Source organism: Synechococcus sp. H55.11 (assembly GCF_047462475.1).
Classification (GTDB): domain Bacteria; phylum Cyanobacteriota; class Cyanobacteriia; order Thermostichales; family Thermostichaceae; genus Thermostichus.
In genome coordinates, this window is sequence record NZ_JANSJI010000267.1 from 1 (window position 1) to 15,975 (window position 15,975).

General features: G+C 56.8%; 11 protein-coding genes and 1 pseudogene. 10 read left to right on the forward strand and 2 right to left on the reverse strand.

Going from position 1 to position 15,975, the window contains the following annotated elements; genetic code table 11:
* Nucleotides 1-252, forward strand: a pseudogene (locus tag NW853_RS10800) (hypothetical protein); the annotation flags it as partial.
* Nucleotides 253-336: 84 nt separating this feature from the next.
* Here NW853_RS10800 and glgB read toward each other — a convergent pair.
* Nucleotides 337-2,628, reverse strand: a complete 2,292-nt coding sequence (gene glgB / locus NW853_RS10805; protein WP_414334996.1) for a 1,4-alpha-glucan branching protein GlgB — start codon at nt 2,626-2,628, stop codon at nt 337-339.
* Nucleotides 2,629-2,671: 43 nt separating this feature from the next.
* A complete protein-coding gene (locus tag NW853_RS10810) occupies nt 2,672-4,222 on the reverse strand; it encodes a dihydrolipoyl dehydrogenase family protein (protein WP_414338874.1) in 1,551 nt (516 codons plus the stop codon).
* 164 nt (nt 4,223-4,386) lie between these two features.
* On the opposite strand from NW853_RS10810, the gene tatA reads away from it, so the two are divergent.
* The 9 genes from tatA (at nt 4,387) to NW853_RS10855 (ending at nt 15,909) form a co-directional block, all read left to right on the forward strand.
* Nucleotides 4,387-4,632: a twin-arginine translocase TatA/TatE family subunit gene (gene tatA, locus NW853_RS10815; protein WP_414334994.1), complete on the forward strand. Its 246-nt coding sequence runs from the start codon at nt 4,387-4,389 to the stop codon at nt 4,630-4,632.
* A gap of 204 nt (nt 4,633-4,836) precedes the next feature.
* Complete coding sequence (locus tag NW853_RS10820; protein ID WP_414334993.1) at nt 4,837-5,661, forward strand: anti-sigma factor domain-containing protein; 825 nt, start codon at nt 4,837-4,839, stop codon at nt 5,659-5,661.
* A gap of 49 nt (nt 5,662-5,710) precedes the next feature.
* Nucleotides 5,711-6,616 carry a bestrophin family protein gene (locus NW853_RS10825; protein ID WP_414349010.1) on the forward strand — a complete coding sequence of 302 codons (906 nt, stop codon included), beginning with the start codon at nt 5,711-5,713 and terminating at the stop codon, nt 6,614-6,616.
* A 159-nt stretch (nt 6,617-6,775) separates the two neighbouring features.
* Complete coding sequence (locus tag NW853_RS10830; RefSeq protein ID WP_414334991.1) at nt 6,776-8,044, forward strand: metallophosphoesterase family protein; 1,269 nt, start codon at nt 6,776-6,778, stop codon at nt 8,042-8,044.
* A gap of 2 nt (nt 8,045-8,046) precedes the next feature.
* Nucleotides 8,047-11,643 carry an AAA family ATPase gene (locus tag NW853_RS10835; RefSeq protein ID WP_414349011.1) on the forward strand — a complete coding sequence of 1,199 codons (3,597 nt, stop codon included), beginning with the start codon at nt 8,047-8,049 and terminating at the stop codon, nt 11,641-11,643.
* Complete coding sequence (locus tag NW853_RS10840) at nt 11,633-12,826, forward strand: DNA double-strand break repair nuclease NurA (RefSeq protein ID WP_414349012.1); 1,194 nt, start codon at nt 11,633-11,635, stop codon at nt 12,824-12,826. The genes NW853_RS10835 and NW853_RS10840 overlap by 11 nt, the downstream gene beginning before the upstream one ends.
* The gene (locus NW853_RS10845) at nt 12,823-13,416 is read left to right on the forward strand and encodes a hypothetical protein (protein ID WP_414349013.1); all 594 of its coding nucleotides are present in this window, start codon (nt 12,823-12,825) and stop codon (nt 13,414-13,416) included. The genes NW853_RS10840 and NW853_RS10845 overlap by 4 nt, the downstream gene beginning before the upstream one ends.
* Entirely contained in the window at nt 13,416-15,140 is a 1,725-nt protein-coding gene (locus NW853_RS10850; protein WP_414349014.1) for an ATP-binding protein, read from the forward strand. The genes NW853_RS10845 and NW853_RS10850 overlap by 1 nt, the downstream gene beginning before the upstream one ends.
* Before the next feature lie 199 nt (nt 15,141-15,339).
* The gene (locus tag NW853_RS10855; protein ID WP_414334986.1) at nt 15,340-15,909 is read left to right on the forward strand and encodes a hypothetical protein; all 570 of its coding nucleotides are present in this window, start codon (nt 15,340-15,342) and stop codon (nt 15,907-15,909) included.
* Nucleotides 15,910-15,975 lie beyond the last annotated feature (66 nt).

Here is a 15,975-nt window from a genome sequence, read left to right on the forward strand (position 1 = left end):
GGGCAGAGGAGCTGGAAAAAATCCCTTGCCGCCCGAGCGCGTTGTCTCCCTCGGCTCTTATCTTCTCACCGCCTGTTGCACGGGATCCCTGGCCTCATCCTGCCCCAGGTGGCGGTGGGGGGCAACTCGGTGTGGCACCAGTACACGGTGCGGGTGCCTGGCTCTGACCCAACCGACTCACGGCGACGGCAGTTGCAGGAGCGGGTGGCTGCGGCCACTGCTGAAATCCTCACAAAACAAACCTGCCCCTAGTATCTTGAGTGTTATTCTTCCAATCCCCCAAAAACTGGATCCCAAGCCCTGTCCTCACAGATGCGCGGCAGGGCTGAGGGAATGTCAATTTTGGGACTCAGCCGGCTGCGACGGCTGCCATTTCAGCACCAGAGTAGAGAGGGGCGGCAGGCAAAGATCGAGGGAGTAGGGCAGGTTGTGGTAGGCCCAGTCATCCGTCCACTTGCCCCCCAAGTTGCCGACGCCGCTGCCCCAGAACTCCACCGCGTCGCTGTTGAGCAGCTCCCGGTAAAACCCTCGCTGCGGCACCCCAATGCGGTAATTCGGCCAGACCACCGGCGTAAAGTTACACACCACCACCAGCCATTCCTTGGGATCCTCTGCATAGCGGATGAACGAAACAATGCCGCGATGGTCGCTGCAGTCGATCCAGCGGAACCCTTCTGGCTTGGTGTCTTGGGTGTAGAGGGCCGGTTGCGAACGCAGCAGATGGTTCAAGCTGGCCACGTAGTGGCGCAGTTTGGCGTGGGGCTCATATTGCAGCAGCCCCCAGTCTAGATCTGCCCACACATTCCACTCGTTCCACTGGCCAAACTCCATGCTCATAAACAAGGTTTTCTTGCCGGGGTGGGTGAACATGTAGCCGTACAAAGCCCGCAGGCTGGCAAACTTATGCCAGTGATCCCCCGGCATTTTGCCCAGCATGTGGCTCTTGCCGTGTACCACCTCATCGTGGGAAAAAGCCAGCATGTAATTTTCGCTGAAGGCATACATGAGGCTGAAAGTCACTAGGTTGTGATGGAACTGGCGGAACCAGGGATCCATGCGGAAATAGTCCAGCATGTCGTGCATCCAGCCCATGTTCCACTTGAGGTTAAAGCCCAGCCCGCCCACATGGGTTGGCCAGGTTACCATCGGCCAGGCGGTAGACTCCTCGGCAATCGAAAGAGCGCCGGGGTAGTACTTAAAAATGAGGGTATTGAGCTGGCGGAAGAAGTCAATCGCCTCCAAATGTTCTCGTCCACCGTAGCAATTGGGGATCCAGTCTTTGCGGTCATAGTCCAGATAAAGCATTGAGGCCACCGCATCCACTCGGATCCCGTCGATGTGGTATTTCTCAAACCAAAAAAGGGCGTTGGCCACCAGATAGTTGCGCACCTCGTTGCGGCCATAATTGAACACTAAAGTGCCCCAACCTTTGTGTTCTCCTTTGCGAGGGTCGGCGTATTCGTAGAGGTGGGTGCCATCGAAAAAGGCCAGCCCATGCCCATCTTTGGGAAAATGCCCCGGCACCCAATCGACAATCACGCCAATGCCAGCCTGGTGGGCGCGATCGACAAAGTACATAAAGTCTTGCGGTGATCCGTAGCGGGAGGTTACCGCGTAGTAGCCGATTACCTGGTAGCCCCAGGAGCCGTCGAAGGGGTGTTCGGCTACCGGCAAGAGCTCGATGTGGGTAAAGCCCAGCTCCTTGACATAGGGGATCAACTTGTCTGCCAGCTCCCGGTAGGTGAGAAAGCGGGTGTTGGGCTTTTGATCCACCGACACCAGGTGCCCATCGGGGGACGGGTCTTCCGTGGAAGCGTGCATCCAGGATCCCAAATGCACCTCGTACACCGAAATCGGCGAGCGCAGCGGGTCGGTGGCAGCCCGTTTTTCCAGCCACTCCTGGTCGTGCCAGGTGTAGGTGTTGAGGTCGGCTACAATCGAGCCGGTTTTGGGTCGCACCTCCTGCTGAAAGCCATAGGGATCCGATTTTTCGTAGATATCCCCCCAGGAGGTTTTCACCTCGTACTTGTAGATGGCTCCTGGCCCAATGCCGGGGATGAACACGGCCCAGATGCCGCTTTCGCCCAGCCGCTTCATCTGGTGTTGGCGCCCGTCCCAGTGGTTGAAGTCGCCGATAACGCTGACATTGCGGGCGTTGGGGGCCCAGACGGCAAAGTGGACTCCCTGAACCCCATCTACGCTGATGGGATGGGCGCCCAGCTTCTCGTAAATGCGGTGGTGATTCCCCTCGTTGAAGAGGTAGCGATCCAGCTCGCCGATGTGGTTGACCTTCTCGATGGGAAAGCGATAGGGATCCTCCCATTCTTCTAGGTGCTGCCCCTCCGGATCCCAGACCCGTTGCGCCCGCAGAAAGTAGTCTGGAAGCGGCGTGCCAGGCGCAAAGCGCAGCTCAAACAACGTTTCCGGGTGCAGCGGCTGCATCGGGTGGGCCTGGCCGCTGGATCGTTCCACCAGCCAAACCTGTTTTGCATTGGGCACTAGGGCGCGTACCAACCAAAAAGATTCCCCGGCCTCTTCTATCTGCTGTGGCCCCAAAACGGCATAGGGATCCTGCCATTGATTGCAGACCAACTGACCCACTTGTTCGGCAGACAGGAAAAAGCCCATCGATGAAGTCTCAGCAAACGACTGATTCCAGTCTAGCGGCCTGTCAGCTCCAGGCCCGTCTCCAGGCGAAGAACCCTTGCAGGAAGTTCTGCAGGCGGGGATTGGCGGCCAATTGTTGCTTGCGGTACTGCAGGGCCACCTTGGCATTGACCTGCGAGCGGGTGGGGTAGATGTGGATCCCTGTCAGGGCAGAGACGGGCAGCTGCCGGCTCATGGCTAAGACCACCTCGTGAATCAGCTCGCCAGCCTGGGATCCCACCAGGTGGGCCCCTAAGATCTGGCCGTTGCGCCGGCAGATCACCTTGGCAAAGCCGAGGGGGGCCGCTTCTGCCTGGGCCCGATCCACCTCGGCAAACTCCTGTTTGAGCACCATCACGTCTTTGCCGTATTGCTGCCGGGCCTCGCTTTCCGTGAGACCCACCTGAGCCAGCTCCGGCTCGGTAAAGATGGCCCAGGGAATGACCTGGTAACGCGCCCGGCTGATGGGGAAAAACAGGGCATTGACCAGGGCCACCGCCGCCTCGTAAGCCGCCACATGGGTGAACTGCGGCCCGCCGATGACATCTCCACAGGCGTAGATGCGGGGGTTGCTGGTTTGCAGCTTGCTGTTCACCTGGATCCCTTGGGGGGTGTAGCGCACGCCGGCAGCCTCTAGCCCCAGCCCTTCCACATTCGGGATCCGACCGGCAGCCACCAAGATTTCCTCCGCGCGGATCACCGCCTCGCCTGCCTCGGAGAGCTGGCCGACGGCAGAGCCTGTGCCGGCCTTGAGGTAGAGCAATTTTTCCCCCTGCTCCTGGCCAGCGCGGACAGCGCGCACCTGGGTGAGGAGGCGGATCCCGTCTTGGGCCAACTGCTGCTGCACCACCTGGGCGGCCTCCGGATCTACTTTGGGCAGAATGTGATCGCGGCTGGCAATGAGGGTCACCTCGGATCCCAGACGGGCCAGCGCTTGGCCCAACTCACAGCCCACCGGCCCCGCCCCCATCACCGCCACCGATCGAGGCAGGCGGGTCAAATCAAAGATCGATTCGTTGGTCAGGTAGCCCGCCTCGGCCAGGCCAGGCAAAGGGGGAACCGCCGGACGGGATCCGGTGGCCACCACAAAAGCCCGCGCCCGCACTCGCTTTCCCGCCACTTCAAAGGTGCGCCCATCCACAAAGCGCCCCTTGCCAAACACCAGTTCCACCCCCAGTTGGCGGAAGCGATCTGGCGAATCCGCGTGGTTGGCAATGTAGCTCTGGGTGGCGCGAATATGTTCGTACACTTTGAGATAATCCACCGCGATCCCTGCTGGGCTGGGAGAAGCAACCCAGCCGGCGGCAACAGACCGGCGCAGCCGCTGAACCGTGTGGGCCACGCACAGGAGGGCTTTGCTGGGCACACAGCCATACCAGAGGCAGTCCCCGCCTAGGCGGTCGCTGGCCTCCACCAGCAGCACCTTGGCCTGCAGTTGGGCAGCAGCGCTGGCCACCACCAGACCCGCCGCGCCGGCGCCGATGACCACGAGATCGTAAGGGACAGACATGGCGTTTGGGGGTGAGAAAATGGCCAACGGCTGCAGAGCTGAGGGATCCACAAAAACTAGCTCCATCTTATCGATCTCCTCCCAAGTCGGCCCAGGAGCGGAACGACGACAAGCTCCTGCACCAGCCAAACCCTTTCTCCAGGGGAGAAGAACTTGCTAAAGTGAGACGGATCGATCCCTTCCTAAGCTGGGTTGGTCGGCTTGTCTTGTTTTTGGGGTTTTGGGGACTTATGGCTATCCTGCTGTCGAGCGAACCTATCCTGGCCGTGAGCATCTTCGGCATGGGCCTGCCAGAGCTGGCCGTGATTGGGGTGATCGCGGTGGTCGTGTTCGGCCCCAAGAAGCTGCCGGAGTTGGGCAGCGCCTTTGGCAAAGCGTTGCGCAGCTTCAAACAAGAGATGAACAACCCCAGCAGCGATGACGAACCTGTTGCCGGCACAGAGGCGGAGAAGGTGGTCGAGAAGGACGCCGCCTGAGGATATCCCCTTGTTGTGTAGAAGCTGATCCAAAAAGTCGCATGGCCGGGATCCCGGTTAAGGGATCCGTGCCAGCCATGACAAAATAGGCCAGCTTGCCGGTGAGCTGGCTCCAGGGCTGGTGTATATTTCTGAAAAAGCTGCCAGCCTGGCGCTACCGCTTGATCCAAAGCCGGGCCGGGCAGGCGCAGCCGATGGAGGGCTATGGCGGAGCCGACCGATTTCGAGCTGATGCGCCAGATCCAACTGCGGGATCGCCGCAGCCACTTTTTGCTCAAGGATCGCTACCAGAAGCGCCTGCTGGAGATCGCGCTGGCTACCCTCAAGCAGCCTCACCAAGCCGAAGAGGTGGTGCGCCAGGTGTTTGCGTTCTGCTGGAGACATGCAGAGGCCTTCGATCTGCAGCGGGATCGCTCGGTGGCTCTGTGGCTCTACGAGTTGACGGCCTTTCAAGCCCAAGAACGCTTGCGGCGCTGGAGCTGGTTGCCCGCCCCTGCCTCCATCCGGGTCGCACCTCCTTTGTGGCCGCGACGTCTTCTCTGGGGCGGCTTGGCAGCGTTGGGGATCTACGCGCTGGCCATAACGGCGGCCTACTGGCGGCTGGGATCCCAAATCGGGGGAGAGACAGTGGCCATTCAACGGCTCTACCAAGAGTGGCAGCGCCAACCGCAGGTGCAGAGAACCATTTTGCGGGATCCCAACTTCCGCAACCCCTTCCTGGTGCAAGCTCTCTGGTCGCCCCGTGCCAAGCAGGTGCTGCTCTTGGCTTCAGAAATGCCCCCTGCTCCTCTGGGCAGCACCTACCAACTGTGGCTGGAGTCGGATATGCAGGGAGGGGGACGACGGCTGGAAAGCGCCGGCACCTTCGCCGTCAACGCCGAGGGATCCCTGCAATGGCTCAGCCAACCCACCCCTTCCCAGCAGCCGACCCGCCTTTGGATCACCCTCGAACCGGCAGGAGGGAGCGAGTCGCCCACAGGCCCGCCTCTGTTGCAGAGCAACTTCTGGATCCCTGCCGCTCAGCCATGACCGGGAAAGACTGCAGGAATGGCTGTGGCTGTAGGATCAGGGGGCAAGCTTGCCGACATTACCCATGATTCGCCAATATCTCTCAGGAGAGGGGCTGCGTTGGTTTCGCCTGGCCCTGCAGTTGCAAGGCTCAGTTGTACCGGCAGTGCTGCCCCGCACCCTCGTCTGCAGCTTGGTTGGGGTGCTGGTTTCCGTTTTCTACAAACTGGGGCTGCCCCTGGCGTTGTCCTCGTTGGTGGCCTTTGTGCCCAACATCGTTCTGGGTTTGATGCTGGTATTTCGGACAAACACCGCCTACGAACGCTTTTGGGAGGGGCGAAAAGCCTGGGGAGCCGTGGTGAACAATGTGCGCAACTTAGCCCGCCTAATTTGGGTGGCCATTGAAGAAAAGCAGCCCGGCGATCGGGAAGAGAAAATCAAGATCCTCTATCTACTGCCCGCTTTTGCCATCGCCATGAAGCAACATCTGCGCCAAGAATTCTTGGCGGATGAGCTTCAGCCCCTCCTCAGCCCGGAGCAGTTGCAACGCCTCAAAAGCCTCAACCATCCCCCTTTGCAAATTGCCTTTTGGATCGGAGATTACCTGCAACGCCAATACCAAAGGGGCCGCGTTGAGGTCTACCAGCTTACGATCATGGTGGAGCAGCTCAACAGCATGGTGGAGGCGCTAGGGGCTTGCGAGCGCATTTTGCTGACCCCGATGCCCATGGCCTATGCCCTCCATCTGAAGCAGTTGTTGTTGCTCTACTGTTTGTCTTTGCCGTTTCAGATGGTAGAGGGCTTGGGTTGGATGACCGGCCCGATTGTCGGGTTTCTGGCCTTTATGCTGTTTGGCGTTGAAGAGATTGGCATCGAAATTGAAAACCCCTTTGGCCGGGATCCCAATGACCTGCCCCTTGATAACATTTGCAACAAGATGAAGCACAATATCACGGATCTGATCAATTCCACCTAAAGAAACTCGCGGGAGCTGTTCATGGCGGGGTTGCCTCAGCCGCTGCCTACCCCTAGTGGAGATGCCCGCGGTGAACCCGATCATTTAGAGAAGGAGATCCCCATATCTGGGCGAGGTGAGTTTGCTAAACTGTGGGCAATTTGCCGAGGTGCTCTGGAGATGGCCTGCCCAAGCTGTACATTTTTGCACCTGGCCGATGTGCATCTGGGCTATGACCGCTACGACAGCCCGGAGCGGAGCAAGGATTTCTTTTTGGCTTTTCGAGATGTTGTCCGGCGTTATGCCATTCAAGATCCGGTGGACTTTGTGCTGATTGCCGGGGATCTGTTCGAGCATCGGCAGATTCAGCCCAGCGTTCTCAACCAAGCCCAGATCGTCTTACGCGAGCTGAAGCAGGCCGGGATCCCGGTGTTGGCCATCGAGGGCAACCACGACAACCGCCCCTATGGCGTCAAGACCAGTTGGCTGAGGTACTTGGCTGATCACGGAGAGTTGATCTTGCTGGAGCCGGAAGCCGGGGAACAGGGCCTGGAGCTACGCCCCTGGTCAGGTGGGCGGGGCGGGTATCTGGATTTGCCCTGTGGGGTGCGGGTGATCGGATCCCAGTGGTACGGATCGGCAGCCCCTAGGTCGATTGAACAGTTGGCGGCGGCCATTCGACAATTGCCCCCCGGCCCAGAACGGGTGGTGTTGATGTTCCACCATGGCCTGGAGGGCCAAATGGCCCGTTATCAAGGGGCTTTGCGCTACCGGGATCTGCTGCCTTTGCGGGAAGCGGGGGTGGGCTACCTGGCCTTGGGACACATTCACAAAAGCTATTCTGAGGGCGGGTGGATCTTCAATCCGGGATCCCTGGAGGCCAACAGTACCGCCGAATGGGATTTTCCGCGGGGAGCCTACCGCGTCCGCTGGGGAGATGGCCCGCCCCAAGCCGAGCTGCTACAAGACTACTATCAGCGGCCCCGCCGGCGGCTGTCTCTCGAAGCCAAAGGCCGAGAAACTCCCGAGCAAATGGTAGCGGCAGCCATTGCCCTGGCCAGGGGATCCCGTCTTCAGGAACACGAGATGGAGCCGATGGTGGAGTTGCGCCTGGTGGGGCAGGTGGGGTTTGCCAAGCACGAGCTGGACAGCCGCGCCCTACAGAAGCAGATTCAGCAGATTACCGGCGCCTTGCTCGTCCTGCTTCGCTTTGAGGCTACTCCCTTGGAGATCGGATCCGCTGCTCTTTCTCTGGAAGAAGAAGGACAAAGGCTACAAATTGAAGAGAAAATCTACAGGGATCTGCTGAGCAGCCATGCCCACTATCGCAAGCGCAGCGAAGAGCTGGCGCGGCTACTCCTGGATCTCAAAGCAAGAGTCTTAGATGGACAAGGCGAAGCGGAAGTATACGCTCACCTGAGGGACGCATTTTTGGGGGAAGAAGACTGACCATGCGGATCCTCTCTCTGGCTCTACAGAACTTCAAGTCGCACGAGGACGCCATCTTCACGTTTGAGCCAGGCATTAATGCCATTTGCGGAGAAAACGGAGCGGGCAAAACCAGCATTCTGGAGGCCATTGCCTGGGTTTTGTTCGACTACTGCCCCTACAGTCAAGAAGAAATCATTCGCTCTGGCGCCAGTGACGCGGTGGTGACCGTGCAGTTTATCTCCCAATGGGATCAGCGCACCTACGATGTTCGCCGCAGCGTTAGCCAGGGATATCGCCTCTTCGATCCGCAACTGAAGCAGCGCCTGGAGTATGAGCGCAAATCCGATGTACTGCCGTGGCTGAGGCAACATTTGGGCGTACCTGCCGGTACCGATCTGGCGCGGCTATTCGCCACAACGATTGGGGTGCCCCAAGGGACTTTCACAGCAGACTTTCTCAAAACAGGTCGAGATCGCAAAGAAGTTTTCGATCGCATCTTAAAAGTAGAGGAGTACCAGCAAGTAGCCAAAGATCTGTTGGCGGTCGAAAAATACAGCGAAGCACAAGTCCAGGCGATTCATCATCAAATTGAGTTGCTGCGTCAACAGCTACAGGAATGGGATCCGCTCCAAACCGAGCGGCAGAAAATCCAGCAAGAACTAGGTCATTGGCAAGGGCGCTTGAGTCAGTCGATTCACACCCTGGATCAGGCCAAGATTGAAATTGAGCGACTGGAGAAATTGCTGGAGCAAATCCAAACTTTGGATCACCGGATTGCCCAACTGGAGCAAAAGGGATCCCTGCTGGATGTATCTCTTAAGCAGGCGGAAAAGCTGTGGGAAGAAGCCAGGCAAGCCCAAGCACAACAACAGCAGTATCAAGAGGGATCCCAGCGCTTTTTGGCCATAGAAGCTCAGTTGCGGGAGCTGGAAAAACAGCAACAGCAGCGCTTGGAGTGGTTGAAACAACGCGATGCCTTGCTCTTGCAAAAGCAAAACATTGAAAACCAACTGGCCAGACTGCAAGAAAAGCTGAGCCAACAACAGCGCTGGAAGCAGGAGCTGGAGGAGCTGACTCCGCAAATTCAAGCCCAAGAAGAGCTGGAACATCAACAGATCTATTGGACTCAACAACTCAACACTTTGCTACAACTGCACCACGAATGGGAACAACTCCGGGCAGCATGGACAGCCCATGCCCAGCGGTGCCAACTCCTGCAAGATCGAGTGCAAGAGGCGGAGCAGGCACAGGTCATTTGTCAGCAGCATCAGACAGCCCACAACCGTTATCTGGAGCTGGAAGCCCTCATCGCCGATCAGGAAGCGCTGCGGCAAGCCCGACAAACCCTACTGGCTCAGCGGGAAACTTTGCAACATCAACTCCATCAACTAGAGCTGCGGGGATCCGAATATCAGCATCAGCTCCAGATTTTTCAAAAAATGGCGGCAGAAAAACTTGAGCTACAGCCTCTATGCGAACAGCAGACTGCCCTAGAGCAACGCCACTTCCAAATCAGCCAGAAGTTGGCTTCTTTTCAGACCCTGTGCCTTGAACTCAAACAACGGGAAACGGAACAGGAACAAGGCCAAGTTCAATTGGAACAACTCCAACTCCAACTGAGACAACGGCAGGCAGATTTGGATCGCGTAGCCGCCATTCCTACGCTCGAAGCTCAACAGGAGCGCCTGCAAACTCAGCTCAGCCGCATTGCTGCAGCTCGTCAATTTCAACAGGAGCTACAAGCCATCTTTGAGCAGGGCTCGAATCGCTTTGCTCAACAGCACCACAGCATCCAACAACTTCTGAGCCAATTGGAAGCGCAGCAACACAATTATCCCCAACTTCAACCTCTGTGGCAGCGGATCCCGGAAGTGCTTGCCCAATCTTCAGCGCTTAGCCAGCAGTTGCTCCAGTCCATCCATCACATTTTGCAAGATCTGGCTCCCCAAACTTCCGAACCCCAACTTCATCAGCAGTTGGCCGACATCCAAAAACAACTCAGGACTTTGCAACCCTTGCTCGGCCTAACCGCACAAATCCCCGATTTGGAAGCCCAAGTAGAACGGCTGCTGCAATTGCAAGCTGAACGGCAAAGCCAAATTGATGACCTTCACTGGAGCCTTGAGGCCGAGCCAACCTTCCTGCGGCAACAACAGGAAATCGGTCAGGCGCTCCAAGCCCTGGGGGATCCCAAGGGACAAATCCAACGTCTGGAAAAAGAGCTGAATGGCAAGCCCAGAGTGGAGCAAGAATACCAACAGCTCACAAAGCACATCCACCAACTCCAGCAACAGCTCGAAAATCTGGAACGACAGCTTGAGCCTTTGCGGGATCTAGAGGACAGAATTGCCGATTTGCGGGAGGAGCAAAAAGGCCATCGCAGCGGCTATGAAACCGTTATTCGCTTGCAGGCCCTTGCCCAAAGCTTGCCGCAACGAAAAGAGGAACTCAAAACCGCCCAAGCGCTACTGGAGCAGCTGCAAAAAGCTGGTCAAGAGAAACAGGCTCAAATTGGCCAATGGGAAAGTGCTCAAGGTTCAAGGGATCAACTGCAGGCTCAAATCGAAAAAGCGGCTGAAGCCTTGAAATCTTTGGGGGATCCCAGAAGTCAAGCCGAGCGGCTCAAAGCAGAGTTAAAACAGGAAAAGCAGTATTTGCAAATGCAGGCCGAGTGTCTGCAGCAGCTTCGGGATTTGGAAGCAACGCTCGGCCCTATTGACGAGGCCCTATCCCAAACCGAGCACCTGGATCGAGAGCTGGGATCCCTACAGAAACAACGTGAACGATACCGATTGGATCACGAGCATTATCTGCGGGCCGAGCCGATCGCCAAATTGCTTCCCGAACGGGAACAAAAGCTGGCCGAGCTAAGCGCCCAACAACAGGAGTTGCAAGCTCAACTGTCCCAACTGCGGTTGCAGCGGGATCCCTTGGCTGCTCTGTATCAACCACAGGAGCATGAGCGCCTTCGAGCCCTTTTGCAGACCACCCAAATCCAAAAAGCCGAAGCTCAAGCCCGGCTGGAGAGCTTAGCTCCTCAACTGAGCAAAATCCAGGAAAGGTTGCGTCAGCTGGAACAGGTCAGGGAAAGCTTAAAGCAGGTTGAGGCAGAAAAAAATGAGAAAGAACGCCTACATCGCTTTATCAAATTTAGCCGAGATACCTATAAAAAGGCTGGCCCTCAAGTTACCCAGCACTACCTGCAGCAGATCAACGATACCGCCGATCACCTCTTCCGCGAAATTCTCAACCGCTCCAACATCACCCTGACCTGGGAAACCGACTATGAGATCTGGGTTCAGGAAGCCGGCAGTCGTAAGCGACGGTTTGCCAGCCTTTCAGGAGGGGAGCAAATGTCAGCGGCCCTAGCGGTGCGCTTGGCTTTGCTCAAGGTGCTGGGGCAACTGGACATCGCCTTCTTTGATGAGCCCACCACCAATATGGACGCCCAGCGGCGACAGCGGCTGGCAGAGGCCATCACCAATTTGCGATCTTTTCAGCAGCTATTTGTAATCAGCCACGATGATACCTTTGAGCAAGTAACGGAGAACATCATTCGGGTGGAGAGGCACTCCGGCTCTGACCAGATGAGGAGGGATCCCACCTATGGTGTTTAGAGCCGACCGGATCCTGGCGGTACTGCAACAAAAGCGAGAAGCCTTTGCCACTTTTGATCAAGGGCTATCGGAGCGCAGAGAATGGTATCGGCAGGCCATGGAAAGCTTGTGCCAGTGGTCGAGTTTAGAGATTGCCGAAAAAATTGCTCTATTCTCTTTTCCAGGTGCTTTGCCCACTGAGGAATGGGATCGTTACTCCAGTTGGAAGATCCCTTTTGAGAAAGAATGGACTAACTATGAAGAAAGCTGTGAATGGGCAAGGTCGGTTATCAAAAACATTCCCACCTTCGCAGTAGACGGATCCCAGATTTATCCCAGCAAAGATCTGTCGATCCCAGTGGCCTTGGTGCAGATCGGCTGGTATGAGAATCATCACTCTGCCCAAGGCCTGTACGAAAAAGATATTCAAGTCGATGTACTGACTCCAAAGGATTTGGGATCCGATAGCAGCGGTGAGCCCAAAGAGCGCGTTGTCAACATGCGTCGCTTTCAAATGGAAACAGAAAAGCTGGTGGAATATATCCGGAGAGCTCAGCCTGGATCCCGAAAGTTGGCCTTTTTAGATGGGGCGTTGGTGGCTACCTTCGCGGAAGCTCTTGAGCCGGAAAGCCGAGATTTCTACGTACAATGTTTACTCCAGGTGCTGCGGGCCAGCGAGCAAAACCGGATCCCCATCGTTGCCTACATCGACACCACCTATACCTCAGATCTGGTGACATTGCTGCGGCATTGCTTCGATCTTCCTGAAGCTCCTCAGCTCCACGATGCCCAATTGCTTAGCCCCTGGCTAGAGTGGGGGGAGCGCACGCCTTTTTTTATCTGCGCTCGTGGCGGCAGCCTCAACCCTCAAGATGGGATCCTCAACTCCTACCAAGAAATGCGGGAGCGAGTGGGATTTGTTTATTTGCGCACCAACAACAACTTTCCGGCCCGGCTGGAGATACCGGTTTGGGTTTATGAGGCAGGACTTTTGGACTGGGTGGTGGATCTGGTGCGCTGCGAGGTGATCATTGGAAGAGGCTATCCTTATGTGCTGGAGACAGCCGATCAAATAGCCGTCATTCGCAACGAAGATCGCAACCTTTTCCTGCGCCTGATGCAAGATTGGGCAAGCCGCGAGAAGCTCAGCCTCAGGTTATCTCAGAAAACGGTGAGTAAACTGCAGCGGAGGCGGGTTCGATGAGATTGGGCAAGGTGGTTCGCTCCAACAATCACTGCGACTACGTAGTGCAGGTGGATGACGTCTTAGAAGTCAAGAATCCTCCCTCTCCCGACGACTATGGCTTTGGCAGCTTTGTTAAGCTGGAGAGCGATCAACGGCACTGGGCTGTGGGTCTGGTCTATAACACCCAAATTGTCAACCCACTCTTTCTCAACTCCGGCCCACGCCTTTCCAGCCAGCCGGATCCCTATTTTTCCCCTGATTTACAAAACGAGGTGCGCACACTGCTTTCGGTGGTTCTCATCGGAGCTTTGGACGAAGAGCGGGGCTGTGGCCGGCAAGGGATCCCGCGCGTGGTGGTGCCCGTAAACACACCCGTTTTTCGCATGAGCCAAGAAGAAATCCTACGTTTTCACCAAGATCCCCAAGGTCAAACCCAGTTTTCGTATTATGGATTGCTCTTGAGCAGCGGTGGCAACTTTGCTGACCACCTTATTTATCAAGTCTTGAACGATATCATACCCATGTTTTCCGATCCAGCCCAACAGCGGGCCCTGCAAATTCTAAGCAAAGAATTGGCCTGGAAAATGACCGTAGGAGCGATGCGCTGATGACCAAAAAAACTGTAGGGATGCCTCAGCCCTCTGAGAATGGGCGCTATCCAAAAGCTGTTTTCTCCTCTGATGAAGAGGCCCCAGAGGTAATCGGCACCGTCAAGGGCCCCGGTGAAACCCCCAACCAATATGTGTTTATCACTTCCAATACCCAAGCCGTAAGGGTAGGCGATTTTGTCTACTATGAAGTGCGGGATCTCCAGTCCCAAACCCTGCAAATCCTAGGGAAAATCAGCCAAGTCCAGCTTTTGGATCACATTCCCGATCGCATCTTTGCCGACACCGAGATCGATCCCAGCACCATTGTGGCTTTGGTGGGCTTTACCCATCCCAACCCAGAAATCTACGCAGTTACCGTCGAGGTCATCGGCTATTTTCACCGCGCCATGGGCTTTATTAACCCCCGTCGCCCTCCGGAGCCCGGTGCCAAAGTCTTTTTGGCCTCCAATCGTCTGCTGAAATCGATTTTGAACAAACGGGATGAAACAGCCATTGGGGGCGCTCACTTGGGCAGTTTGCTGTTGCGCGATGAGGGAGCGGTGCCCGTGGTGCTGGATGTCAAGGAAATGGTTAGCACCCATCTGGCTATTTTGGCAGGGACGGGATCCGGAAAATCCTATACGGCGGGGGTCTTGATTGAAGAGTTGATGTTGCCCAAAAACCGGGCTGCTGTTCTTATTTTTGATCCTCATGGGGAATACCATACGCTGGCAGAGATGCAGTCCCACCCCAAGTTTTTGGGCGAAGACGGCTACCGCCCTAAGGTTAAGGTTCTCTCCCCACAAGAAATTAAGATCCGCGTGTCTTCTCTCAACTTTTTCGATATCCTTACCCTCCTGCCAGAGACCACCGACCGGCAGAAATCTTTCCTAGAGAAGGCTTTCCGCAAGGTTACCCAGTTTAATCCAGTACGTTGGACGATTCAGGATCTGATCGACGCCGTCAACGAAGCGGATTCCAAGGAAGATGGATCTCAAGGATCCTCAGCACCTGCCCTGGAGTGGAAGCTGGAGCAGATCGATCGCTCTCCCTATTTCAGCAATGTAGAACACCTGGCTCCAAAGGATTTGTTTGAGCCAGGGCAGGTAACCATCTTACAAATGCACGAGATTAGCCAGGAAGAGCAGCAGGTGATTGCCGCTGCTATTCTGCGCCAGGCCAATTACGCCCGCATTAACACCCATAAAGGCAAGATCCAGCCGGGGGATGAAAATTACCTGCCCTATCCTGTTTTTATCTTGTTGGAAGAGGCCCATCGCTTTGCCCCTGCCCACGAGCCTTCCCGCTGCAAGCAGGTGTTGCGCACCATCCTTAGCGAAGGACGCAAGTTTGGACTGGGAGTAGGTCTCATTACGCAACGCCCCGGCAAGTTGGACTCGGATATTCTGTCGCAATGCATGAGCCAATTTTTGATGCGAATCGTCAACCCTTCCGATCAAGAAAACCTGCGCCACAGCGTTGAGGCTGCCGGACGGGATCTGCTCCAAGAATTGCCGGCTTTGAGCAAGGGTCAGGTAATCGTCTCCGGTGTGTGTGTCAATACCCCTGTTCTGTGTAAAGTGCGGCAGCGCTACACCCAGCATGGTGGCGAAACCCTAGATATCCTCGGCTTGTGGCAAAATCACTTTCAGGCGCATCGCCAACGGGATCGCCTGGCCCAATCTGCTCCCCTTAAGCCACGCTCTCAACCACAGGTGATCGAAGGATTGAGCATTGAGTGAACGACCCCCGACCCTCATCTTCGTTGAGTCAACACAACATGGCCTACGCCACGCTGCGCGAACCGATAGAGTACGGGCTTCCCGCCGATTAAGCTAAAGCTCACCCAAGGCTGCGGGCCAGCTTGTTGAGCTTGCCGAGAGATCGGGAAGACAGGGATCCAGTTTGCTACAAGTAAAAAAGAGTTTTGCAGTCAGCAGAGTGAGAAAAGACGCTCTCTTGCGGGGTTGGGCTGTTATTGCCGCTGTGGCTCTACTGGGATCCGGCCCTGCCTATGCCCAGTTGCGGCTGATCCCTGAGGCGGCGCGGCAGGTCTACGCGGCCTTGCCAGATTTGCCGCTGGAAAATGGCTATACCCCCGTGAACCCCAATGACGGCGGCCCCGCGCCCGAGGAAGATACCTTGGTGCGGCGGATGATGGTCTACCACCTGCAGGTGGTCGGTCGCTCTCCTACCGACCGCTTTGACTGGCAACTGACGCTAGCGGACTATTTGGACGCCAATGAGCCGATAGTTGCCCAGCGCTACCCGGGTGCCGAGCGCCTGACGGTTAACCCCTATGCCCAAGACAAGGCAGCCGTGCAAGCCCTGACCCGGCAACAGCGACAGGCCCTGCTGCGGGCCATTCTGCTGGCCTTCGGCGGGGATCCCGATCCCAAGCCCCTGTACATTCCCACCGCCTTGAACCCTGTCCCTGCCCCGCCCACCCCAGAACCGCTGCAACGCTTGCCGATCCCCGGCGCTGGATCCGCCGACCTACTCCGGCCCTAGAGGCGACCCCTCACCCCCGGCCCCTCTCCCTGAGGCCCAAGCGCTCCGCGCCGCTCACGCGACCAC

Excerpts from the sequence above, each read along its gene's own strand:
- glgB (WP_414334996.1), bottom strand. The coding sequence starts at position 2,628 with ATGGGCTTTTTCCTGTCTGCCGAACAAGTGGGTCAGTTGGTCTGCAAT.
- NW853_RS10810 (WP_414338874.1), bottom strand. The coding sequence starts at position 4,222 with ATGGAGCTAGTTTTTGTGGATCCCTCAGCTCTGCAGCCGTTGGCCATT.
- tatA (WP_414334994.1), top strand. The coding sequence starts at position 4,387 with ATGGCTATCCTGCTGTCGAGCGAACCTATCCTGGCCGTGAGCATCTTC.
- NW853_RS10820 (WP_414334993.1), top strand. The coding sequence starts at position 4,837 with ATGGCGGAGCCGACCGATTTCGAGCTGATGCGCCAGATCCAACTGCGG.
- NW853_RS10830 (WP_414334991.1), top strand. The coding sequence starts at position 6,776 with ATGGCCTGCCCAAGCTGTACATTTTTGCACCTGGCCGATGTGCATCTG.
- NW853_RS10835 (WP_414349011.1), top strand. The coding sequence starts at position 8,047 with ATGCGGATCCTCTCTCTGGCTCTACAGAACTTCAAGTCGCACGAGGAC.
- NW853_RS10840 (WP_414349012.1), top strand. The coding sequence starts at position 11,633 with ATGGTGTTTAGAGCCGACCGGATCCTGGCGGTACTGCAACAAAAGCGA.
- NW853_RS10845 (WP_414349013.1), top strand. The coding sequence starts at position 12,823 with ATGAGATTGGGCAAGGTGGTTCGCTCCAACAATCACTGCGACTACGTA.
- NW853_RS10850 (WP_414349014.1), top strand. The coding sequence starts at position 13,416 with ATGACCAAAAAAACTGTAGGGATGCCTCAGCCCTCTGAGAATGGGCGC.